This is a genomic window from Aquimarina besae, from assembly GCF_042434905.1.
Taxonomy (GTDB): domain Bacteria; phylum Bacteroidota; class Bacteroidia; order Flavobacteriales; family Flavobacteriaceae; genus Aquimarina.
This window is the reverse complement of record NZ_CP170199.1, coordinates 1,612,940-1,636,812: the sequence shown is the minus strand read 5'-3', so window position 1 is coordinate 1,636,812 and position 23,873 is coordinate 1,612,940. Positions and strand designations below refer to the sequence as shown.

22 protein-coding genes are annotated in these 23,873 nt (G+C 33.6%); 13 read left to right on the top strand and 9 right to left on the bottom strand.

Features of this window, described 5'->3' with window-relative positions:
- The first annotated feature begins 43 nt into the window (after positions 1-43).
- From ACE94K_RS07010 to ACE94K_RS06970, 9 genes are all read left to right on the top strand, one after another.
- Positions 44-2,671, top strand: coding sequence for an AsmA-like C-terminal region-containing protein (locus ACE94K_RS07010; protein ID WP_378181944.1), 2,628 nt, complete (start codon positions 44-46; stop codon positions 2,669-2,671).
- Positions 2,672-3,075: 404 nt separating this feature from the next.
- Complete coding sequence (locus tag ACE94K_RS07005; protein ID WP_378181941.1) at positions 3,076-4,344, top strand: hypothetical protein; 1,269 nt, start codon at positions 3,076-3,078, stop codon at positions 4,342-4,344.
- Positions 4,345-4,374: 30 nt separating this feature from the next.
- Positions 4,375-4,809, top strand: a complete 435-nt coding sequence (locus tag ACE94K_RS07000) for a hypothetical protein (protein WP_378181938.1) — start codon at positions 4,375-4,377, stop codon at positions 4,807-4,809.
- Positions 4,810-5,192: 383 nt separating this feature from the next.
- On the top strand, positions 5,193-5,702 hold the full coding sequence (locus ACE94K_RS06995; RefSeq protein ID WP_378181935.1) for a hypothetical protein: 510 nt from the start codon (positions 5,193-5,195) through the stop codon (positions 5,700-5,702).
- Positions 5,644-6,021, top strand: a complete 378-nt coding sequence (locus ACE94K_RS06990) for a hypothetical protein (RefSeq protein ID WP_378181932.1) — start codon at positions 5,644-5,646, stop codon at positions 6,019-6,021. Before ACE94K_RS06995 ends, ACE94K_RS06990 begins: the two co-directional genes overlap by 59 nt.
- Positions 6,022-6,482: 461 nt before the next feature.
- Entirely contained in the window at positions 6,483-7,757 is a 1,275-nt protein-coding gene (locus tag ACE94K_RS06985; protein WP_378181929.1) for a hypothetical protein, read from the top strand.
- Positions 7,758-7,833: 76 nt separating this feature from the next.
- Positions 7,834-8,280 carry a hypothetical protein gene (locus ACE94K_RS06980; protein WP_378181927.1) on the top strand — a complete coding sequence of 149 codons (447 nt, stop codon included), beginning with the start codon at positions 7,834-7,836 and terminating at the stop codon, positions 8,278-8,280.
- A 128-nt stretch (positions 8,281-8,408) separates the two neighbouring features.
- Positions 8,409-9,041: a LysE family transporter gene (locus tag ACE94K_RS06975; protein WP_378181924.1), complete on the top strand. Its 633-nt coding sequence runs from the start codon at positions 8,409-8,411 to the stop codon at positions 9,039-9,041.
- 90 nt (positions 9,042-9,131) lie between these two features.
- Positions 9,132-10,586, top strand: a complete 1,455-nt coding sequence (locus ACE94K_RS06970; RefSeq protein ID WP_378181921.1) for a pyridoxal phosphate-dependent decarboxylase family protein — start codon at positions 9,132-9,134, stop codon at positions 10,584-10,586.
- Here the strand turns inward: ACE94K_RS06970 and ACE94K_RS06965 are convergent.
- Positions 10,583-11,377, bottom strand: coding sequence for a DUF2797 domain-containing protein (locus ACE94K_RS06965; protein WP_378181919.1), 795 nt, complete (start codon positions 11,375-11,377; stop codon positions 10,583-10,585). The two genes, ACE94K_RS06970 and ACE94K_RS06965, sit on opposite strands and share 4 nt — an antisense overlap.
- Before the next feature lie 124 nt (positions 11,378-11,501).
- Between ACE94K_RS06965 and ACE94K_RS06960 the strand changes: the two genes are divergently transcribed.
- Positions 11,502-13,034: a GH3 auxin-responsive promoter family protein gene (locus ACE94K_RS06960; RefSeq protein WP_378181916.1), complete on the top strand. Its 1,533-nt coding sequence runs from the start codon at positions 11,502-11,504 to the stop codon at positions 13,032-13,034.
- Positions 13,035-13,268: 234 nt separating this feature from the next.
- Positions 13,269-13,598: a hypothetical protein gene (locus ACE94K_RS06955; protein ID WP_378181913.1), complete on the top strand. Its 330-nt coding sequence runs from the start codon at positions 13,269-13,271 to the stop codon at positions 13,596-13,598.
- Between the two features lie 150 nt (positions 13,599-13,748).
- Here ACE94K_RS06955 and clpX read toward each other — a convergent pair whose 3' ends face one another.
- From clpX to ACE94K_RS06915, 8 genes are all read right to left on the bottom strand, one after another.
- Entirely contained in the window at positions 13,749-14,981 is a 1,233-nt protein-coding gene (gene clpX / locus ACE94K_RS06950; protein WP_378181910.1) for an ATP-dependent Clp protease ATP-binding subunit ClpX, read from the bottom strand.
- A 97-nt stretch (positions 14,982-15,078) separates the two neighbouring features.
- Positions 15,079-15,753, bottom strand: a complete 675-nt coding sequence (clpP, locus tag ACE94K_RS06945; protein ID WP_378181907.1) for an ATP-dependent Clp endopeptidase proteolytic subunit ClpP — start codon at positions 15,751-15,753, stop codon at positions 15,079-15,081.
- 102 nt (positions 15,754-15,855) lie between these two features.
- Positions 15,856-17,178 (bottom strand): trigger factor, encoded by a 1,323-nt coding sequence (gene tig / locus ACE94K_RS06940; RefSeq protein ID WP_378181904.1) that lies wholly within the window; start codon positions 17,176-17,178, stop codon positions 15,856-15,858.
- Between the two features lie 86 nt (positions 17,179-17,264).
- Positions 17,265-17,612: a phage holin family protein gene (locus ACE94K_RS06935; protein ID WP_378181901.1), complete on the bottom strand. Its 348-nt coding sequence runs from the start codon at positions 17,610-17,612 to the stop codon at positions 17,265-17,267.
- 99 nt (positions 17,613-17,711) lie between these two features.
- Positions 17,712-19,253, bottom strand: coding sequence for a G-D-S-L family lipolytic protein (locus ACE94K_RS06930; RefSeq protein ID WP_378181898.1), 1,542 nt, complete (start codon positions 19,251-19,253; stop codon positions 17,712-17,714).
- Positions 19,254-19,260: 7 nt separating this feature from the next.
- Positions 19,261-20,514, bottom strand: coding sequence for an OmpP1/FadL family transporter (locus tag ACE94K_RS06925; RefSeq protein ID WP_378181895.1), 1,254 nt, complete (start codon positions 20,512-20,514; stop codon positions 19,261-19,263).
- Positions 20,515-20,634: 120 nt separating this feature from the next.
- Positions 20,635-21,402, bottom strand: coding sequence for an alpha/beta fold hydrolase (locus tag ACE94K_RS06920; protein WP_378181892.1), 768 nt, complete (start codon positions 21,400-21,402; stop codon positions 20,635-20,637).
- 8 nt (positions 21,403-21,410) lie between these two features.
- Positions 21,411-22,124 (bottom strand): pyridoxine 5'-phosphate synthase, encoded by a 714-nt coding sequence (locus tag ACE94K_RS06915; protein WP_378181889.1) that lies wholly within the window; start codon positions 22,122-22,124, stop codon positions 21,411-21,413.
- Positions 22,125-22,221: 97 nt separating this feature from the next.
- Between ACE94K_RS06915 and ACE94K_RS06910 the strand changes: the two genes are divergently transcribed.
- Both ACE94K_RS06910 and ACE94K_RS06905 read left to right on the top strand, forming a co-directional pair.
- Positions 22,222-22,878, top strand: coding sequence for a CBS domain-containing protein (locus tag ACE94K_RS06910; RefSeq protein ID WP_378181886.1), 657 nt, complete (start codon positions 22,222-22,224; stop codon positions 22,876-22,878).
- A 41-nt stretch (positions 22,879-22,919) separates the two neighbouring features.
- Positions 22,920-23,804 (top strand): NAD kinase, encoded by an 885-nt coding sequence (locus tag ACE94K_RS06905; protein ID WP_378181883.1) that lies wholly within the window; start codon positions 22,920-22,922, stop codon positions 23,802-23,804.
- Positions 23,805-23,873 lie beyond the last annotated feature (69 nt).

Here is a 23,873-nt window from a genome sequence, read left to right as displayed (position 1 = left end):
ATCGTACCTTTGTATATCGTTACTTTACACAAAAGCAATTAAAATGATCAAAAAAGCTCTTAAAATCTTCGGAATTCTTTTAATTCTATTAGTCATACTCATCATTTCGCTGCCCTTCTTGTTTGGAGGAACAATCAAAGATAAGATCCGTTATTTAGCAAATCAACACGTGAATGCAAAAGTAGATTTTACAGATGTGGATATTAGTTTGATCAGGAGCTTTCCACAAGCATCTGTTGTAATAGATGAACTATCTATTATTAATTTTGAACCTTTTGAAGGAGATACACTTGCCTATGCAAAAACGATATCGCTTGACATGTCTATCAATGAATTGTTCAAAGATGCTTCAGAACCAATAAGTGTTCAAAAAATTATTATTGATGAGGCCAATATAGCTATCAAAACAGACTCATTAGGAAATTCAAACTTTAACATTACAAAAAAACAAGATAAAACGGAAGTTGCTACAGAAGACAAAGGAGACTCTTTTATTTTTGAACTAGATCATTATGAAATAAACAACAGCAAACTTTTGTATAAAGATGAAATCAGCAAGGTTGCTCTTATAATGACCAATGTAAATCACAGTGGCGATGGCTCCTTATCTGGTGAAAATGTAATACTTGACACGCAGTCAAGCTCAGAAGTTTCCTTAATTCTGAATGATACCAAATATCTAAACAAAAATGCGCTAAAACTGGATGCAGACCTTGAATTAGATCTCAAAAATCAACGATATGCTTTTAAAGAAAATAAGGCCTATGTAAATCAACTCCCATTAGAGTTTGAAGGATTTGTACAACTTTTTGAAAAATACACAGAAGTAGATCTTAGCTTTAAAACACCCTCCTCGGATTTTAAGAATTTCTTAGCGGTGATCCCAGAGGCATATGCTAAAAACCTTGATGGAGTACAAACTACCGGAGATTTTTCTGTAAATGGATCTATAAAAGGAAAAGTAGATGACACACACATACCAAAAATGGATATTAAAATAGCCTCTAACAATGCCTCTTTCAAATATCCTAATCTTCCGAAAAGTGTTCAGAATATTACCATAGATACTCAAATCAAAAACGATACTGGTCTTGCTGATGACACTTATGTAAAAATTGATAACTTAACTTTCAGGATCGATCAGGATACGTTTGCCGCCAAAGGTAGTTTACGTAATATCACCCAAAATATGATAGTTGATATGGCTGTGAACGGAACACTAAATCTTGCTAACTTAGACAAGGCATATCCTCTGAAATTAGAACAACAACTAAATGGCATCCTAAGAGCAAATGTAAACACCAATTTTGATATGCAATCTTTAGAAAAAGAACAATATCAAAACGTGAAAAGCTCTGGAACAGCCAGCCTAGACAATTTTACCTATGCTTCTCCAGAGTTACCAAATGAAATAAAAATAAAAAAAGCCAATGTAAGTTTTAAGCCAAAGACCATTACGTTAGACAAAATGCAAGTGACTACAGGAACATCAGACCTTACTGCAGAAGGTACTATCAATAACTTGATGGGCTTTTTATTTTCAAAACAAGATCTCAAAGGAAATTTTAATGTTAGTTCTGAAGTTTTTGCAGTAAATGATTTTATGGTAGCCCAAAATGAATCTACAGCAGTAGAAGTTGACAAAACAAATGAAGAAGCTCTCCAGATTCCGTCTTTTATTGATGCAACATTAAACTTTGATGCTAAAAAAGTCCTTTACGACAATCTCGAATTAAAAAACACAAAAGGAAGTGTAAAAATAAGTGATGAAACTGCCTATTTACAAAACGTAACATCCGATCTATTTGATGGAGGACTTGCTTTTAATGGCAAGGTATCTACAAAATCTGAAACTCCTAATTTTGGAATGAACTTGGATCTAAGCCAAATAGACATTGCAAAATCCTTCTCGAGTCTTGAATTATTACAAGGTTTAGCACCAATAGCAAAGGCTCTTACCGGTGCATTAACGACTCAAATAAACCTTAATGGTAATCTAAATAAAGATCTAACTCCTGTACTAAATTCATTAAAAGGAAATGCTCTGGCAGAAATATTGGACGCTCAGGTCAGCACAGCACAGACACCATTATTGTCTAAACTAGATAGTCAACTAAAATTTTTAGACCTTGACAAGTTGAGTCTCAAGGATATTAAGACCTCTTTAAGTTTTGATGACGGTAAAATTAATGTAAAACCTTTTGATTTTGACATTAAAGGAATTAAAGTGACCGCTGGAGGTACACATAGTTTTGATATGAGCATGAATTACAACGTATCGTTAGACATTCCTGCTAAATATTTAGGTAATGATGTTGGTGGGTTGATTTCTCAACTTAGCGATAAAGAAGTGAACGAAATGAAAGTAGCCCTACCGATTGGTATATCAGGTAATTTTTCTAATCCAACGATAAATCTTAACACCAAACAAGCCGTTACTCAATTAACACAACAGATCATAGAAAAACAAAAAGAAAAGGCTAAAGACAAAATTCTCGATAAAGGTACCGGTGTACTTACAGATTTATTGGGTGGATCCAACAAAGAAAAAGATTCTACAAAAACAACAACAGATGAACCAGAAGACAAACTTAAAGATGCTGCTAAGGATATTTTAGGCGGATTTCTTGGTAAGAAAAAGAAGAAAGACACTACAAAAACCAAAAACTAACCCCCTGAATAACATAAGTAAATCATTCGTTTTTTTATCATTTCACTAGTCAAAACAGAGAATATCTCCATTTTACATAAAATTCTCAACAATGATTTAGTAATAGAGTCTATTAATTTTTTTAAAGCGTATTTCTTACTACATTAGCCTTGGGATAACACAAAATAAGGGTAAGCTTTTAATTGGATTCAGCAATCAGGTATGAACCATTTAAAAAATTAGAACCCATTGATACTTCGCAAAAGACATCCGAGGTTTACAATACCTCCTTCAGTAAAAAACTTAGCTTCGTACACAATAAATTTATTAAAACTGAATTAACTATTTAGTAAAGTCATATCTAACAGGTCAGAAACCTATAGTTATAATTTTACTCTCAAAATACTAAAACCCCCATAACAGTTATGAGATCCACAATTTTATCCCTGACAATACTGATATTTTCCTCATCTATCGTTTCATCTCAAAATATCATGAATGATGATTCTATGAAATGGATGAAAGGATGGACTAATTTCGATCCTAATCACGAAGCATATCCTCAAGCAGACGAAGACATACCCACCATAATTGATCAAGATGTTTATCTTTCAAATGATTCGGTTTATTTAATGTCTGGCAATGTTTATGTTACTAACGGAGCTACATTGACTATTCAAGAAGGAACCATCATTCGATGTGATACCGAAATAGAAACGAGCCTTATCATCAGTAAAGGATCAAAACTAATTGCCAGAGGCCTTAACGGGCTACCCATTGTTTTTACATCTAGTAAATCCCCAAAAGCGCGTAAGAGCGGAGACTGGGGTGGAATTATTATTGCTGGATCAGGAACAATTAATTCTCCATCTGACGCAGGTATCATAGAAGGTAATTTTTTACCACAATATTCATTGTATGGAGGAAATAATGATAATGAAATGACTGCAATTATGACCTATGTAAGAATTGAGTATGCCGGTAAAAAAATCAATAGATCTAAGGAGTTAAATGGACTTTCTTTATATGCATTAGGCAAAGAATCTATCCTAAATAATATTATGATCAGCCACTCTGCAGATGATTCATTTGAATTTTTTGGAGGAAAGATTGATATGAACAACTTGATTTCATATAAAGCCAAAGATGATGACTTTGATTTTACATTAGGGTTTCAGGGGGAATTATATAACATTCTGGCTATAAGACACCCATATATATCTGACGTTAGCGGATCTTATGCTATTGAGATCGATGGATTCGACAAAAAATTAGGAATGACATCACAGGAATTATCATCAGTAATTATAAGGGATGCCACCCTAATTAATCTATCTGACAGCAGCAACTTCAAGCATACTAAAGCTGCCATTTCATCAAAGAATCTGGCACGGTTAAACCTTACCGATACCAAAATCTCCGGTTTTGCAAACGTGGTCAAGTTTGATAAATCATATACCTCATTTACAACCTTAGAAAAATCCTTTTCTTTAGAGAACAGCATTTTTAATGTTCACGATACCAATGTACTGGTTCCTTTAGAGCCAAAAACTGAAGCTCAAAAATTGCTAAAGTATAATATGTTTACAACGCAATTTAAAAACGTGACTGATTTCTTTGAGAAACCTCTAGATTCTAAAAACCCAAAATTTACACTTAAACAATCTCGTGACACGTATACCGTCACACAATAAGATAACATTGCCATAATTAATACCCATATAATGAAATCAATTACCATAGTATTAACCTTGTTTCTAGCCATTACCAGTTTTGCTCAATCCAAAAAAAATATATTTTTTGACCAAAACACACTTATCACAAAGTTTCATACCATTGATGAGCTAGAAGATTTAAAAAAAGGAGAACTGGTTAAAATATATATAGAGCGCGCCAATGAAATTATTACCGTTCTTCCCTATATAGCATTAACCAATGAAGCAGATGTAAGCCTTTCGGATATTGGAATTAAAGAAAACTCTGATAATCTAAAACTATTAAAAAAACATCACGAAACCACTACAGATGCTTTTGAAAGCACTAGTAACTTAATCACTGAATTCATACCATATGCGGATACCGAAAAAATAATCTGGTCTATTTTATATTATGAAGAAATGATTAAAAAAATCCGAATAGGAGTCAATGGAAATTTTTAAAAGTCAAATATCCTAACTTAGAAAAACAGCTTTTTTAGCTGTTTTTTTTCTTTTTTTCTAATCATACGAAGCATCATCGAAGCATCCTTAATTGATCACGAAAGTAAAGAAATACAGAGCCGAATTTTATGAGAATTCTGTAAATGACACAGACAAAAAAATGTTAATAAATGATTTTTAATATAATCTTCATTTCGTTTGTTCGTAGTAAATAATGTCACAAACAGATAAATTGTGAGTTTTTGATAATTCTTCTAATGTGGTTTAATAAAGTGTAAGACATAAATCACGGAATTATTAAAAAAGGGAAACTACTTAGCATATTTATATCTATTGTTGTTTCTATTTCTATTTTATCCCAAAATAATTTCAATCCTAATACTATGAAATGGACAAGGGATTGGACATACTTTGAGTCAAACGAGATTAATTATCCTAATAATGACGAACAATTACCTAATGTAATAAACAGCGATACATATCTAAGAAGTGATGTTGTGTACCTTATCTCTGGTGATGTTTACGTAACAGATAATGCAACACTGACCATACAAAAAGGAACACTTATAAAAGCAGATACCGAAAACGCTACTAACTTAATTATTACTAAAGGCGCAAAACTTATTGCTGACGGAGGTAAGAATGCACCGATAGTATTTACCTTCAACAAATCACAATATTCTAAAAAGAGTGGTGATTGGGGAGGAATTACCATAATTGGTTCTGGCAAAGCAAATACTATAGAAGGGGAAGGGATTATTAAAAGAAAGTTTAATCCTTTGTATTCCATATTTGGTGGAAACGACATTAATGAAGAAACCACAATCCTTAGATATGTTAGAATTGAATACGCTGGCAAATCAACAATGGCCGCAAAGATTTCATACAATTGATGAGCTGCAAGACCTTAACAAAGGAGCATTAATAGAACTTTACTTAGAACGTGCTAAAGAAATTTTTATAGTACTCCCTTATTTATCTTTATCAAATAAATCAGGAACCAGTCTTGGCGATGTTGGGATCAAAGAAGACTCTGATCATATAAAAGTAGTTGAAAAAAATAACGAAATAGCAGATAGAGCATTCGTTTACACGGCCAATACCATAAAAGAACTTGTTCCATATTCTGATACTGATAAAATTATTTGGGCAGTTCTACATTTTGAAAAAATGATTAAAAAAATGCGTTTAGGCAAAAACGGAAACAGTTAGGCTCGTAATGTCATCCTAAAAAAAATTGTTCATAGTGCTTTTTATACTCTTTGTCGATAGTCTAGTGTTCATAAAATTGCCTTTCTAGGCAAAAAAATTTAACCAACAGTATCAAGCTTATTGAATTTCGAAATAATCTTTTAAACATAACTTATTGATAAACAATTCTTTAAAAACAAACCATTAGCAAGCACTTCCGTTAATCAGGGAAAAATCCCAAAAGTTAAATATTTCCAAAAAAAGCATAAGAAGATTATTAATATATTGATTTTCAATACCCTAAATGTTAAAAAAGTAGGAAATAGACTTCTAAAATTTTATTAATTAAATACTAAATATCGACAAACGTACATTTATTGCGGTAAACACGTAATTCAAATTAGAAAAACCTTATTAATTTAGTGTTCGTAAAAATGAAGAAAGATTTTTCTTCTATTTTATTAACCCCAAAATTTCAATTTATGAAACTAAGATGCGTTTTCATTACATGTACGTTATTTTCCTTTTTTATTTTTAATTCATTTGCCCAAGAATTTGACAAAGATGATAGTAAATGGATAAATGGCTGGACAGATTTTACGCCTAATGCAACAATTTATCCAGATGCCGATGAAAAACTACCTAATATCATAGCAGATGATACTTTTTTAAGTAATAAGACAACTTACTTACTCTCTGGTGACACTTATGTTATTGGTAATGCCACATTAACCATAGAAGAAGGTACAGTCATAAGAGGTGATCATCAAAATCCAGGTACTCTAATTATTTCCAGAGGCTCAAAACTTATTGCTGTTGGTTCAGAAACGAATCCTATAGTTTTCACTTCTAATAAAGCGCCTAAGTCTAGGGCAAGTGGAGATTGGGGAGGAATTGTTATCGCCGGTTCCGGAAAAGTTAATACAGTTTCAGGAAACGGAGTTTTCAGTGGAGGATTTAATACGCAATACTCTGTCTATGGTGGAACTGCGTACGATGAACAGACTGCAATTATGCGATACGTAAGAATAGAATTTCCAGGAAACAAATCTAAAAGTACAGAAAACATTAATGGATTATCTTTATTTGGTATTGGAGCTGCATCCATTATCGATCACGTCATGGTTAGTTATTCAGGGCAAGACTCCTTTAATTGGACAGGTGGTAAAAATAATTTAAGAAACATGCTTTCATTCAAAGCAGAAGATGATGATTTTCAAATCTCTAAAGGCTTCAAAGGTGATTTGGATCATTTAATGGCAATTCGTCATCCGTATATAACGAGTCCTAAAGGATCTTATGCGATCGAAATTGATGGATATGATAAAAATCTTGGTTTTACTCGACCTGATGCCATAACAGATGTAACCATAACCAATTCAACTTTTGTTAATCTTTCTGACAATTCAAACTATATACACACAACATCAGCTATTTCAGCAACTAATAGAGCCCTTGTTTACATCCATAATTCTAAAATATCAGGATTCCTAAATGTAGTTAAGTTCGATCAATCATACACGTCGTTAGCAGTAATTGAAAGAGCTTTCAAAATGGATAATAGCTTTTTTAATATTCATGGAGATGGTGTTGAAGTATCTTACCAGCCGAACAATGGTATTCTGGATATTTTAAAATACAATAGGTTCACTCAAGACTTTGTAAGCGTAGATGTATTGTTTGAAGATCCTAATGACAAATTTGCTCCTAAGTTTCAGCTTAAAAAAGCGATGAACAATTATATGGTTATGCAATAGCAATTATAAAAACACAGCTTTTTTTGTTCCAGATCCCCAAAATCTAATATAGATACTAATATATTAATGTAACATTATGCTTAAGTCAAGATTACTTATTGGTTTTATCTCTTTTCTCTTTTTTCAATATACACATAGTCAGAAAAGAGATGAAGCCGTTTTCTTTATTCAAAAAGATCAAATAAACAGATTTCATACTATTAGTGAGCTAGAAAATTTAAAAAAAGGTGACCTAATTAAAATTTATCAAGATAGAGTTAGAGAAATTATGACAGTTATTCCATTCCTATCATTAACCAATGAACCGGATGTGCGTCTTGGTGATTTAGGTATCAAAGAAGACTCTGATCATATAAAATCACTCAAAAAAAGCGTAGAAGCAACTCAAGAAGCCATTAGCACCGCAGAAACCTCTATAGAAGAATTGGTGCCTTATGCCGATACTGAAAAGATAATTTTAACTATTCTATATTTTGAAGAAATCATAAAGAAAATGAGAATAGGTGTGAATAGAAGTTTTTGACCATTCAAGTTTATTAAAAAAACTGTATCTTTTTGTAAAGTCAAAAAACACTTCCAAAAGAAAATTCGTTTACTATATTTTTTTACTGTAATATGTAAGTTTGATCAAAAAACGAATACTAAGAGGATATGATTATTGTATATCTCATTCTCGGATTCTTTACCTCTACAGTTGGTGCTCTTCCACTTGGAGCTGTAAATATTGCTGTTATCAACACTACATTACAAGAAGATCTAAAACAAGCCTTTAGGATTACACTGGCTGCCGGCGTGGGCGAAGTAGTATTAGCTTTTTTTGCTTTACACTGCAGTATGGAACTTACCTCCTTTTTTGAAAATCATCAATGGATACAGGTAACTATTATCTCTTTATTTTTAATTATCGGAATTTACTTTTTGATAAGAAAAAAGAGGAAAACAGTTTCTGAAAATACATTTAAAATTAAACCAGAAAAGTCCAAACTTTTTATAGGTTTCTCCCTTGCCGTTTTAAACCCTCCAGTAATTTTATATTGGATCGTAGCGATATCTCTCACAAACAAATACATTTTTCAACTTACCCAGCATACTTCGTTAATCGCTTTGTTTCTTTTCTTTTCTGGTATATACCTTGGAAAAATCACCACGCTTTATTTTTATAGTCAATGGGGTAATAAAATGGCACAAAAATCAGATGATGCCAAAGTTAAATTATTCAAGATTATTGGTGTAGTTCTCATTGCTATCTCTTTAGCTCAAGGAGTAAAATTGTTAATTCTGTAATGTGCGCAATTTATACACTTTTATAACTGAATTATACTATTCTTTGTTTTTAAAATCTCATATTTTTGCAGCTGAACTGCAGAAAAACTAATGGCAAAAAAAAACCTCAACCCTACGCTATCATTATCTAAAAACGAAATGAAACAATATGGATATACCATTATAAATCATATTGTAGAACATTTTGATACACAGGACACCAAAAAGCCAGTGGCAATAGCTACCCGTGAAGAAATGGACAACTTACTAGCTGAAGAGATTCCTCACTATCCAACCAATGCCGATGAGGTATTAGATTTTGTTATGAAACATGTCATACCACAGAGCACAATTGTTTCTCACCCAAAATCATTTTCTTTTGTACCAGGGCCAAGCAATTATATTAGTGCAATGGCAGATACCATAGCTACCGGATTCAATATTTTCTCTGGCGGATGGGCTGCTTCTCCGGGTGCTGCAGAACTGGAAATATTAACTATGAACTGGTTATTAGAAATTTTTGGTTTTGGTACCAAAGAAGGAGGTGGTATTTTCACAAGTGGTGGGTCTATGGCAAATCTAACAGCTCTGGTTACTGCTAGAAGGATAAAATGCGGAGATGACTTCTCTAAAGCTGTGATTTATTTATCAGATCAAGCGCATTCTTCAAATATAAAAGCCATCAAAGTAATTGGTTTTAAGAAAAGTCAAATAAGAATTATTCCAACAAATCTGGAATTCAAAATATCCCTCAATAAATTAAAAAATGCCATCGCAAAAGACCGCCTACAGGGATTAGAACCATTTTGTATAATTGCTTCTGCAGGTACTACCAATACAGGAACGGTAGATCCATTAGATGAAATTGCTAACATCTGCCAACAAGAAAACTTATGGTTTCATATTGATGGTGCCTATGGCGGTGCTGCAATATTGGCTAAAAACGGAAATAAGTTGCTAGAAGGAATTGAAAAAGCAGATTCCTTAACAGTAGATCCACATAAATGGTTTTTTCAGCCCTATGAAATGGGATGCTTATTGGTGAAAAATCATAATTGGCTAAGTGGAACTTTTAGTGAAAAACCCGAGTACTTGAGGGACGTAGAAGGCAATGAGTCCGAAATCAACTTTTACGATCACGGAATTCAACTTACCCGTCGTTTTCGTGCGTTAAAATTCTATATGTCGTTAAAAACTTTTGGTCTGGATTCATTTAAAAAAGCTATTCAGTATAATATAGAACTTGCAGAAAAAACAGAAGCAATACTGAGGAAAAGTCCAAAATGGGAAGTTATTTCTCCTGCAACCCTTGCAGTTATTAACTTCAGGTTTAATCCAATTGACAAAAACTTATCAGAAGGTGAGATTGATATAGTTAACAAGAAAATTTCTGAAAAAATGATTAAATCCAGAGAAGCATTATTGGTCACAACAGTGCTTTTAGGACAGGTGGTTTTAAGAATGTGCTTAATCAATCCCAGAACAACTATAAATCATATCACGGAGACTATTGAGCAATGTGAGTTGCATGGAAATGAATTATTGACAATAAAAACCCCCAGCTAGATGATAGTCAACTGCACAACATATCCTTCGCTATTCCTAACATTAAAAACAGTATTGTCTTCAAAAATGAGATATTGACCTTTTATACCTTTCAGAATACCAGAATATTCGGGAGTTTTTTCTAGATTAAGACTCTTTAATTTATTAGGATACTCTAATACCGGAAAATTAAGTGCTGTTTCTTTATTATTTTCTATAAAATACTCTTTGACTTCGTCAGGTATAAATTCTTTAAGCCTATCCCTGTAGACCGTTAAATCCTCGTCTTCAATATCGTTTTTAAGCATTTTTCTCCAATTTGTTTTATCAGCAACATGCTCTTTTAAAGCTACCTCAGTAATACCTGCAAGATATCGATTAGGCACTTCTACAATCTCTATAGCCTCATGAGCCCCCTGATCAATCCATCGGGTCGGGACTTGAGATTTTCTGGTTACACCTACTTTAATATTACTGGAGTTTGCTAAATATACAATATGAGGTTGAAGCTGTACTTTTTTTTCAAAATCTAAATCCCGATCTTCAATATCTAAATGTGCAGTACTTAATTCCGGACGCATTACCCATTCCCCTACCTGAGGTTGATTAAAAAAGTCATCGTAACAATACCCTTGTCGATAGATTTTTTTATTCTCGCCGCAAGCCAAGCACTGATATCCCACAAACTTTATAGCTACCTTTTTATTTAACAACTGATTCACGTGAATAAAATCAGATTCAAAAACTAAATAGTACTGAATTGGGTTTCCGATCTCGGTCTGCATTTTGGTAAGTACTCCCTGATATTGCATAAAAGTTCTGTTATAAATTATAATCTATCAAAAGATTGCGATATTTTTTATTATTTTAGTTTCCGATGAAAATCAACCACACAATCATATTAATGCTAATTACAGCCTAAAGATACATCAAAAAATGCCAATCCCATTAGTCAACTCGATCGCTAGCTGGTTTCTAAAAAAGCGTTTTCATCAGATGGAGCTTTTTCTAAAATATCCTAATGAGGTACAGCTGGAATTATTACACGTTCTGCTTGAAACGGCCAGAAATACAGAATTTGGTAAAAATTATGATTTCTCATCTATTCATAATTATGAAACTTTTAAAGAGCGTGTTCCAATTCGATCATATGAAGATTATGAAGATATGATTGAGCGTAGTAGGCTTGGAGAACATAATATTTATTGGCCTACCCCGATAAAATGGTTTGCAAAATCCAGTGGAACCACGAATGCCAAAAGTAAATTCATCCCCGTTAGTCAGGAGTCTTTAGAAGATTGTCACTACGCCGCTGGAAAAGATCTTTTATGCATGTATCTCAATAACAACGAAAATTCTAAATTATTTACCGGAAAAAGCTTACGTCTAGGTGGAAGTAAAGAGTTATATAAAAAAAATGGAACGTCATTTGGGGATTTATCGGCGATTATTATTGACAATATGCCATTTTGGGCAGAATTCAGTTCAACACCCAGCAACGAAGTTTCTTTAATGAGTGATTGGGAGATTAAAATGATGGCTATCGTAAATGAAACCATTCAGGAAAATGTTACCAGTCTTGCCGGTGTACCTTCTTGGATGCTGGTTTTATTAAATCAGGTACTGGAGACTACCGGAAAAGAGCACCTTTTTGAAATATGGAAAAATATGGAAGTGTATTTTCATGGAGGTGTAAGTTTTGAACCTTATATGGATCAATATAAAAAGATACTTCCAAGAGATTCTTTCAGGTATTATGAAATTTACAATGCATCCGAAGGCTTTTTTGCTATTCAGGATCAAAACGAGTCGTCAGAATTATTATTAATGCTTGATTACGGTATTTTTTATGAATTTATACCTATGGATACTTATGGTACAAACGATGAAAAGGTTATTGCATTAAGTGATGTTGAAATCGGAAAAAACTATGCTGTTATTATTACCACCAATGCTGGTTTATGGAGATACAAAATTGGAGATACAGTTCGTTTTACCTCAACAAACCCATATAGAATCAAGGTATCAGGGAGAACCAAACACCATATCAATGTATTTGGAGAAGAGCTAATCATAGAAAATGCTGAAGAAGCACTTAGGAAAACCGCAAAAGAAACGGGTAGTGAGATTATCGATTATACCGTAGCTCCTATTTTTATGAAAGGAAAAGAAAAGGGGGCTCACGAATGGATGATTGAATTTAAAAAACACCCAGAAAATCTTGAATATTTTGCAAAAATTTTAGATCAACACCTTCAAAACATCAACAGCGATTATGAAGCCAAGAGATATAATAATACTACATTGAATTTACTACAAATCAATGAAGCCCGATCTCATTTATTTTATGATTGGTTGAAAAAAAATAACAAACTTGGAGGTCAACATAAGATTCCAAGACTCTCTAATTCTAGAAAGTACATTGAAGAGTTACTGATTTTGAATAAAGCACAGTCATATTCTATTTAAAATTGATCAAAACACACTTTAGCTTTAAAACAGGGTAAAATTCCCTAATCCAAAAATTTAATTTACGGTTTTAACGTAAAAAATATACGTAAGAAAATCTATTTTTTGACAAAATTTGAGTAGTTCGTCGATTAAAAAAAACGATTGAACTAAAAAATAAAAAATATCTTTTTCACACCTCCTTTTCGTATTAAATTTGTTACCAGTTAGTTATAATTCAACACAGTCCCAAATATGAAAAATTTCTTACTTAGTATTGTTTTTATTTCAGTTTCTTTAATAAGTACCGCACAAGAAGTAGATATTACATCTAAAGATAACAATTCTAAAAAAGAAGTTTTTGCTAAAAATATTACTGTTTTAAAATCTTGTCTAAAAAATTCGATTAACGACAGTGACAAGATTTGCTACGGAGAAACCTCTAAAGTCGCATTTTACGAAGTACTGATTGCTAAAAACGGCTTTAATATTGAACTCAAAAATAGTAAGGATTTGGTTATAAAAAATACCGAAGAAATTATTTCTAAAAAACGTGATGAAGTACTGTACTCAGAGGAAGATTAATTTTCTAAAGCTTAAGATTTCAAGCAAAATTTATTACTGAGTCTACACCTATACTAAAAGAGATTATAATACCTATACAAACAAAAACTCCTTAAGCTTTTAATAACTTAAGGAGTTAGTTTTTTAGACTTGTATATATTCATATACGAATTAAGAGACCGCTTTTAATTTGTTTATGGTGGACTTATTTAGTTTTTTCTCTGCATAATCCTTTGTTACTCTTAATTCGGTTTCTTGACTCTCTGGTAGTTCATACATAGCATCCGTTAATATGGCTTCACATAAAGAACGCAAACCTCTTGCACCTAACTTGTACTCTACTGCTCTTTCTACTATATAATCCAGAGCTCCAGGCGTAATTGTAAACTCTATGCTATCCATCTCAAAAAGCTTTTTATACTGCTTTATAATGGCATTTTTAGGCTCCGTAAGAATAGCTCTAAGTGTCTCATTATCTAAAGGGTTCATATGTGTTAATACTGGTAAACGACCAATAATCTCTGGAATTAATCCAAAATCTTTTAAATCCTTAGGAATTATATACTGTAATAAGTTATCCTTTTCTATGACGTCTTCAGACTTAGAAGCACTGAAGCCCATAGCTTGCATATTCAGACGTTTTTGTATAGCTTTCTCAATTCCATCAAATGCTCCTCCTGCAATAAAAAGTATATTCTCAGTATTTACTTCAATAAACTTTTGATCCGGATGTTTACGCCCACCCTTAGGCGGAACGTTAACCACGGTTCCTTCTAATAATTTAAGTAAGGCCTGCTGTACTCCTTCTCCAGAGACGTCTCTTGTGATACTTGGATTATCACTTTTACGGGCAATTTTATCGATCTCATCAATAAAAACAATACCTCTTTGAGCTTTTTCAAGATTATAATCCGCTGCTTGTAATAAACGTGTAAGAATACTTTCTACATCTTCACCTACATATCCAGCTTCAGTAAGTACCGTAGCATCCACAATAGCCAAAGGCACGTTAAGCATTTTCGCGATTGTCTTTGCGATTAGTGTTTTACCTGTACCCGTCTGTCCAACCATTATGATATTACTCTTCTGGATTTCGATATCATCATCAGTATTAGGTTGTAATAAACGTTTATAATGATTGTATACAGCAACAGACATAACTTTCTTAGTAAATTCCTGTCCAATCACGTATTCGTCCAAAAATTTCTTAATAGCCATTGGCTTACGAAGCATTAATTCAGAGCTAAGTTCTCCTGCTTCTTCATCTTTTGCTTCTTCCACCACTATTCCGTGAGCCTGTACTATACAACGATCACATATATGCGCATCTAAACCAGCAATAAGCAAATTGGTTTCCGGTTTCTTTCTTCCACAAAACGAGCATTCTAAATCTTCTTTCGGCATAATTATCTATTTCAAAATCCTGTCTATAACCGCGGTATGACAGACTTGTTTCTAGGGGTGCAGACTGTATGTATCTGCCATTATTAATTTAAATAAATTATTCTCTTGTCAATATTTCATCAATCATTCCATACTCAAGAGCCTTATCAGCTTTCATCCAATAATCTCTATCACTATCCTCATACACTTTTTCATACGTCTGTCCAGAATGTTTAGCTATGATCCTGTAGAGTTCTTCTTTTAATGTCAAGATCTCTCGAGCTGTGATTTCTATATCACTAGCCTGACCCTGCGCTCCTCCCAGAGGTTGATGGATCATCACTCTACTATGAGGCAATCCAGAGCGCTTTCCTTTTTCTCCTGCACATAATAATACAGCTCCCATAGATGCAGCCATTCCTGTACAGATGGTTGCTACATCAGGTTTAATAAATTGCATCGTATCATAAATACCTAATCCAGCATATACGCTTCCTCCAGGAGAATTTATATAAATCTGAATATCTTTTGACGAATCTACACTTTCCAAAAACAATAATTGAGCTTGTATGATATTTGCTACCTGATCATTGATTCCGGTACCTAAAAAGATAATACGATCCATCATCAAACGAGAGAATACATCAAAAATAGCGACGTTCATTTGACGTTCTTCTATGATATTTGGTGTCATCCCAGTTGGATACATACTACTAATTATCTTATTGTAGTAATTACTGCTTATACCGTGATGCTGTGTTGCGTATTTTTCGAATTCTTTTCCGTAATTCATATGTTCTTTTTCTGAAATTTTATTTTTATAAAAAAGGCGTTAACCAAATCATGGTTTAACGCCCTAAATATAAGTATAAATTCCTTATGAAGTATATGTTGATTATTTGTAAACTTCTTTTACAAAGTCCTCAAAACTAACTTCTTTTTCCTTCAATTTAACATTCTCCTTATAGTAGGCTAGTAATTTCTGACTCATAAGTTGCTCAGAAATTCTTTTTACCTCTTCCTGATTAGATAAAATTCTGGCAGCAATATCTTCTAGCTCTTTATCTTCTGGTGACATCTGACCGAATTGTGCCATTTGACCTTTAATCAAATCTTTTGCATATTCTTTTAATTCTTCAAAAGTAACCTGAAGATTATTATCATTAATTATTTTTCCTTCAATTAACTGAAAACGCAATCCCTTTTCACTTTTCTCATACTCATCTTTTGCCTCATCTTCTGTCAACGGTTTCTCTCCTGTTGCTTGAATCCATTTTTGCAAAAACGCTGCTGGAAGGTCGAATTTAGTATTTTCTAAAACGCTCTCGGTAACATCATTTAGTAATTGTTGATCGGATTGTTGAACAAATTGACGATTAGCATCTTCTTTAATTTTCTCTTTTAACTCCGTAACTGTTTTAACAGCATCCTTTCCATACAGTTTATCAAACAATTCCTGATCGAGATCCGCCAATTCCTGATGATTGATCTCAGAAATTGTAAAAGTCACTTCGATATCTAACCCGTGTGCCTCGTCGTGCTCTACCTTAAGAGCATTCATCAAATCGTGATCGTCTGCAAATAAACCTTTTGTTTTTAAGGTAAGAACATCACCAACTTTAGCACCAATAAATTTATCTACGTTTTTCTTACCTTTTATTTTATCTAAAGAAATGGTAGTTTGATTATCAATCCCTTTTTCCTCATTTTCAAAGGTACCAGTGATCAAATCTTCTTTTTCTGCACTATCCTTTGAAACTAACTTTCCATACTGCTTCTGGATGGTTTTAATCTGATTATCTATCATTTCATCAGTAGCAACAATTTTATAATGAGTAATTGGTTTTTTACCGTTAAATTTCACTTCAAATTTTGGCGCTAAACCTAATTCAAACTCAAAAGAATAATTATCGCTATCCCAGTCAAAGTTTTCTTGCTCCTTAGGTAAAGGATTACCTAAAACATCTAATTTTTCTTCAGTAAGATACTTATTAAGAGCATCTTGCAACAATTTATTTACTTCGTCTACCAAAACGGCTTTCCCATATTGCTTTTTAACCAATCCCATCGGCACATGACCTTTTCTAAAGCCCGGAATATTGGCGTTCTTACGATAATCTTTAAGGATACTATCCACCTTATCACTATAATCTTCTTTTGCAATATCTACTGTTACTACAGCATTTAAATCGTCTAATTGCTCTTTTGAAATATTCATTATCTCTACTTTTTTGTACTAAAAATCGGGTTGCAAAAGTAATACTTTTTTAGAACTCAACAAAGTTTTAACTTCCTGAAAAACAGTTAACTTTTATCTTTCTTCAAAATAGAGTATAATATTGATTGAAACAGGGATAATAAAACACTAAATACTATTGCCCATAACCAGCCATTTACACTAAATCCTGAAACAAAATGATCTGCAATCAGTATGATAGCCGCATTGATTACTAATAAAAATAAACCCAATGTCAATATCGTAACAGGTAAGGTTAAAATAACCAATAAAGGTTTTACAATGGTATTTAATATAGCTAAAAGTACTGCTACAATAAGAGCGCTCACATAATTATCGATTCCCACCCCGGGCAAAATCTCTGCTAAAACCAATACAGCAATAGCACTAAGAATCATTTTTATTAAAAATTTCATGTCTGTAAAATTAATAAGTTATGAAAGTACTGAAAATAATATACAAAAAAACCTGCTATAGAAATAATAGCAGGCTCTTATTTTATTTAGAAAAAAACCTTAGTTTACTTCATTATTAAGTGTGATCGTTCCATAATCTCCTGGATTAACCGAAGGTAAAGCAGCACCATAAGTATCTTCTATTTCATCTAATATTGCATTAGTTAAAAGCGCATGTGCTCTAGGTGTAGGATGTACTCCGTCTAGAGAAAAACCTCCACCAGTCACAAAATCAGAAGTTACCACTCCAGAGTCGAATGGAATACCTCCACCAGCTGCTTGTGATAAAATTGTCTTTACGTCTACAAAAGCTAAACCATTAGCAGTAGCCACGTCTTTGATTGTAGCATTAAAAGAGGCTTGCGCACTAGCAATAGCAGCTTGCTCCGCTTCCGTCAATACATCTGCATCCCCTAATGGCACAGAAACACCTGTAATTAGAGTTCCGTCTCCGGTCAAGTCCACTCCAATGTTACCAGCAGATGTCAACGGGATTAAATCCGCAGAAGTCGCTTGTCTAAGTTGAGCAAGAAGTCCAGCCGTTTGAGCATCCAGATTAAATGGAGGCCCTTGAATTGCTGCTGATATATCAGTCAAGGATTCGTCTACTATTGTTACAAAATTCTGTCCAGCTTCAAAATTAATCTGCCTTTTTACCGCCTCTGCAGGAGTAATTAAACCAAATTGAGCTAACCCAGGAAGCACCTGAGTATTATAAGCTACAAACTGGGAGTTTAAAAATGCCGCAGTTTGCGCATCTAATGGTACTGCATTGGTGGGTACAGTAGTAAAAAACGGCAAAGACGTTACACTTGGCAAATTTAGCAATACTCCCTTAGCTCCATTGGAGGTAAGTTTTGTAACTAAGCCTCTATACACAATATCAAAAGTAGCATTGTTTGTTATATCATTTGATCCATAATTAGCTGGATTTCCTTCTCCGGTTTCATTGTGATCTTCACCAACTCCTCCAGAAGTAGCAAAACTAAGGATATCATTATTTCCAATCCATAAACTAAAAAATGTAGGATTCTGCGCTACAGCATCATCAATTACCGTGGCATCAGCCGAAGAAGCAAACCTAGCATAATATGGATTTGCCGCACCAACAGCAACACCAGCAACATTACCATATCCAGGAGCATCTAAATGATAACTTTTAGCACCAGGCACTCCCATATTATTAAAAGAAGTTCCTAAATTATTAGAAATTTCTGTGGTTGGAGTAGCTCCCGTATATATAGCAGGGCCAGGATTTCCTTCTGCATCAAAAGCCAAAACAAACCTGTTGTTTAAAATCTGTGTCCCTCCTAATAAAGCTCCACCGGTGTTATCTGCCATTAACGGTTGTGTAAATTCTCCTCCACCAGCCAATGCAAATTGCTGAGATAATATATTAGGATACGAATTTTCCTGACCGGTAATATATAATGCACCATCCGCAAAACCAGCTGTTAAGGAATTCCCGACAGCCACATAATTAGAGAAATCTGCTTCGCCACTGGTATATACTCCTGCTTCATCTATTGGAGCGTCAAATTCTGGTTCACACGCTACTAAGCCTAATGCCAGAATTGCTAAATATTTTATATTATTTTTCATCTTACTATTATAATTTATAAGTTAAACCAAGTCCTGGCGCGAATGCGCTTGATTTATAAGTCCCTCTGAAAGGAACATTTTGTCCATTCTCCTGATAAAAATCATAAGATTCGTTTACCTCTTCAAATCTTAGGTAGAAAAAGGAAGCATCAATTGCCAACTTAGGAGTAATAGCAAAACTTACACCACCTGTAAATCCTTGAGAATCGTTACGTGGAGTTTCTGGAGCAAAAAATCCAGACTGAACAGGTGACTCATCAATATAATAACCTGCTCTTAGAGATATTTTGGAAGTAGCATCATACTGTAGACCGAAACGATATACAGAAGAATTTTTATAATTACGTGGATTTAAAGAAGTAGCGCCATTACCAAACTGGATATCTAAAGACTCATATACATCCCAGAATTGTCTGTTATAGTCAAAAGCAAACAACCACTTTTTATGAAATTGATAAGAAAGTCCCACCGTTAATTCTGCAGGCAACGGTAATTCTGCGTTAAACGTTGTAGTCCCATTAGAAGGAACACCAGGAGCAGTAGTCACAGGAAAGTTTGCAAAAGTAGCCTCTCCTCCTTCAGCCTCCAAAATAATTTCACTTCGGTAACTAAATCCTAATCTAAAATTCTCAGTTGGATTGAACATAGCACTTACACTCCATCCCCAGTTACTAACTCCGGTATCATCAACAGTAATATTGGAGCGATTACCTTCTAAATCCGTTGTGGTCCTATTCGCATTACGGTTAAAATTTACAGAACCCGTAACAAATATTGGACCACCACCAATACTAAATTGATCAGAAAGCTTAATAGAAACAACAGGCTGAATATAAATTGCAGCTAAGTCAATATTATTTACTAAATGAGAACCTGCCCAATCCGTTGGCCAAGTAACTTCACTACCATAAGGTGTATATACCCCAAGACCTAATGCTAACCAGTCATTTACTTTATACGATCCATATAAATTTAATGGGGTTCCAACAGAACTATCTGTTTCAGAAGAAATCCCAAGATCTGAATTTTGATAAATTACATCTGTAAAAATACCACTTGCTCCCGCACTTATGTTCAATTTATTTTCCAAGTAGACAAGACCCGCCGGGTTAAAGAATACCAGCTCTGCACTATTCACCACAGCAACACCTGTGTGCCCCATAGCCATCGCTCTCTGCCCTTGCACACTAACTCTATATCCACCAGCATACGTGACAAAGGTCACTGAGGCAAATAGAACTAATAATAGTAGTTTTTTCATAATTAATTAGAATTGTTTTTGTTTTTTTAGAATATTTAAAATTGATGCACCAAAATTAGCAGAAAATACCATTTATACAACCTATTCATTAAAATATTATGCATACATAACATTTTTTATTTAAATTTTAATAAATTCTAACACTGATGTCAAAAATTCAGTTGGATTTTCTGCATGCAACCAATGCCCTGCCTTAGAAATAGTTCTGATTTGTGATTTTGGAAATTGTTTTTTTATTTGTTCTTCATCTTCGGTTAATATGTAGTTAGACTTTTCTCCTTTTAGAAAAAGAGTATCAACCTGAAAAACAAAATCTTTGGGTAATTCCAATCCGATTTCTGCAGAATTTTGCATCAAACCATCTAGGTTGATACGCAATCCCAGTTTCCCTTTTTCTTTCCAGAATAAATTTTTCATCAAAAACATCCGAACACCTACGTCCTGAACATATGCACTCAATGCTTTATCCACTTCTCCTCTACTTTTTAAAACCTCAAAGTCCAAAGAACTTAATCCGTCTAATATGTCTTGATGATGCAAAGGATAGTGTTTGGGGCCTATATCTGCTATAATTAACTTATTTATAATTTCAGGATGGTGAACAGCAAAAAACATTGCAGTTTTACCGCCCATAGAATGCCCCATCAAGATTATGTTTTTCAGATGATTATCTTTACAATACTCTAATAAATCAGAAGATAAGAGTTCATAATTAAATTCATCACTATGAGGACTCCTACCGTGATTTCTTTGGTCTATCAGGTGTATCTGATACCCAAATTCCGATATTTTCTTTGCCAGGGTTTTCCAGTTATCGCCCATACCAAGAAAACCATGTAAAATTAAAAACGGAGTTCCCTCTCCGAAGACGTTTGCGTGCAACTTCATACTTTCAATTATTTTAGCCTATGCAAATACATATTAACTACATTTTCTAGCCCAAGGTATAATGATTCGCTAATTAACGCATGACCTATAGAAACTTCTAATAATCCAGGTATATTATCCTTGAAGAATTTAATATTATCCAAAGAGAGGTCGTGTCCTGCATTGACACCAATACCTAAGTCAGCTGCTAACTTCGCACACACTGCATAAGGAATAATGGCATCCCGATTTCCTTTGGCGTATTCTGATGCAAAAGTTTCTGTGTATAATTCTATTCGATCCGTTCCGGTTTCCTTTGCTCCCTCAATCATTTTTTCTGCAGGATCAACAAAAATTGAAGTACGTATCCCGTTGTTCTTGAATTCTGAAATCACCTCTATTAAAAAGCTTTTGTGTTTTACTGTATCCCAACCTGCATTACTGGTAATTGCATCCACAGCATCAGGAACTAGAGTAACCTGGGTAGGTTTTACTTTTTTTACTAATTCAATAAACTTTGGTATAGGATTTCCTTCAATATTATACTCTGTGTGAACGACGGGTTTTAAATCATAAGCATCCTGATATCTTATATGTCTTTCATCCGGCCTGGGATGAATTGTAATTCCTTCTGCTCCAAAACCCTGTATATCAGCAGCAACTTTAAGCAAATTAGGAGTGTTACCTCCTCTTGAGTTACGTAAGGTTGCTATTTTATTGATATTAACACTTAATTTTGTCATAGTTTTTGATATAACTTTTAATAAAAAGCAAAAATACGAACTTGAGAGTGCCTTGGTTACATATTTTTGATTAATTTGCATAAAAAGCCCCGGGAATATGAAGACAAGCTTATACATCATAAATGAAATAGATCCGCTGGTGACAACTGCTAAAGTTGCCGACGCGCAATTCTTGTTCAATGAACTAACCTATACTCATTTTCCAGTTTTAAAGGATGATGTGTATATTGGATGTATATCAGAAGCTGATGTAAGATGTTTTGAAACTGAAAAAACTTTGGAATCATACTTATATGCTTTGGAAGGTTTCTTTGTTAGAAATGATGCCAACTGGTTAGATATTCTAGAGTCTTTTGCGCAAAATAATTCTAACATTATGCCGGTTCTGGATGATGATAATCGTTATCAGGGATATTTTGAGCTGAGCGATATTATGAATCTTTTTAACGACACCCCTTTTTTAAGTGAACCTGGTAACATTTTAATTGTAGAAAAAGGTGTTTTAGATTATTCGTTTAGTGAAGTTTCACAAATTGTAGAATCAAACAATGCTAAGCTATTAGGACTTTTCATTTCTAATATGGAGAATGATGTTGCACAAATTACTCTAAAAATAAATGATAGCGATATCAACAACATTGTTCAGACCTTTAGAAGATACAGCTATAACATTGTCTCTAAACATCAGGAAGACTCATTTTTAAACAACTTAAAAGAAAGATCAAAGTATTTAGAAAAATACCTTAACATATAGGATTCCCTAATTCAACCAAAACCATAACAAATCAGTTCATAATGAAGATAGGTATTTACGGCCAATTCTATCACGAAAAATCAGGAATATATATCCAGCAACTGTTAGAAGCATTGGACAAAAATAATATCGAAGTAGTTATCGAGAAAAACTTTTTGGAACTCATCAATCTTCACGATGATATCGATAAAAGTTATTCTCACTTTAGCACTTTTGAAGAACTGGATCACTCGTACGATCTTTTTTTTAGTATTGGTGGGGACGGAACGATATTAAAAACTATTACTTATGTAAGGGATTTAGGTATTCCTATTGCAGGTATTAACACGGGTAGATTGGGCTTTTTAGCGACCATCCAAAAGGAGGAAATAAAAGATACGATCGACCTTATCCTTGATAAAAAATATCATATCTCGCCAAGAACAATTGTTACCATAGACACTGTTCCACATTCAGATGAGTTTGGAGTACTTAATTTTGCAATGAATGAAATTGCGGTTAGCAGAAGAAATACAACTTCGATGATAACAGTGCATACAAGTCTTAATGATGAGTTTTTGACCTCATACTGGGCAGATGGACTCATCGTCTCTTCTCCAACCGGTTCTACAGGGTATTCTTTGAGTTGTGGAGGCCCTGTAATGATGCCTGACGCAGAAAGCATGGTACTTACTCCTATCGCACCGCATAACCTCAACGCACGACCGCTGGTTATTCCTGACGATAAAGAAATTAAGTTACAAGTTTCTGGAAGAGAAGACTCTTACCTTGTGTCTCTCGATTCCAGAATACACACATTACCTAATGAAACTACGGTTGTTATTAAAAAAGCCCCATTTAAAATTAATATGGTCGTTTTGGAGGGTGATAGCTTTTTGAAAACTTTACGAAAAAAAATGCTTTGGGGAGAAGATAAGCGTAATTAAACAATAAAATCTACTAAAAAGTGTTTTTTAATTCATACTATTTTACTCAAATTCTTGTGTAGTAAAGTT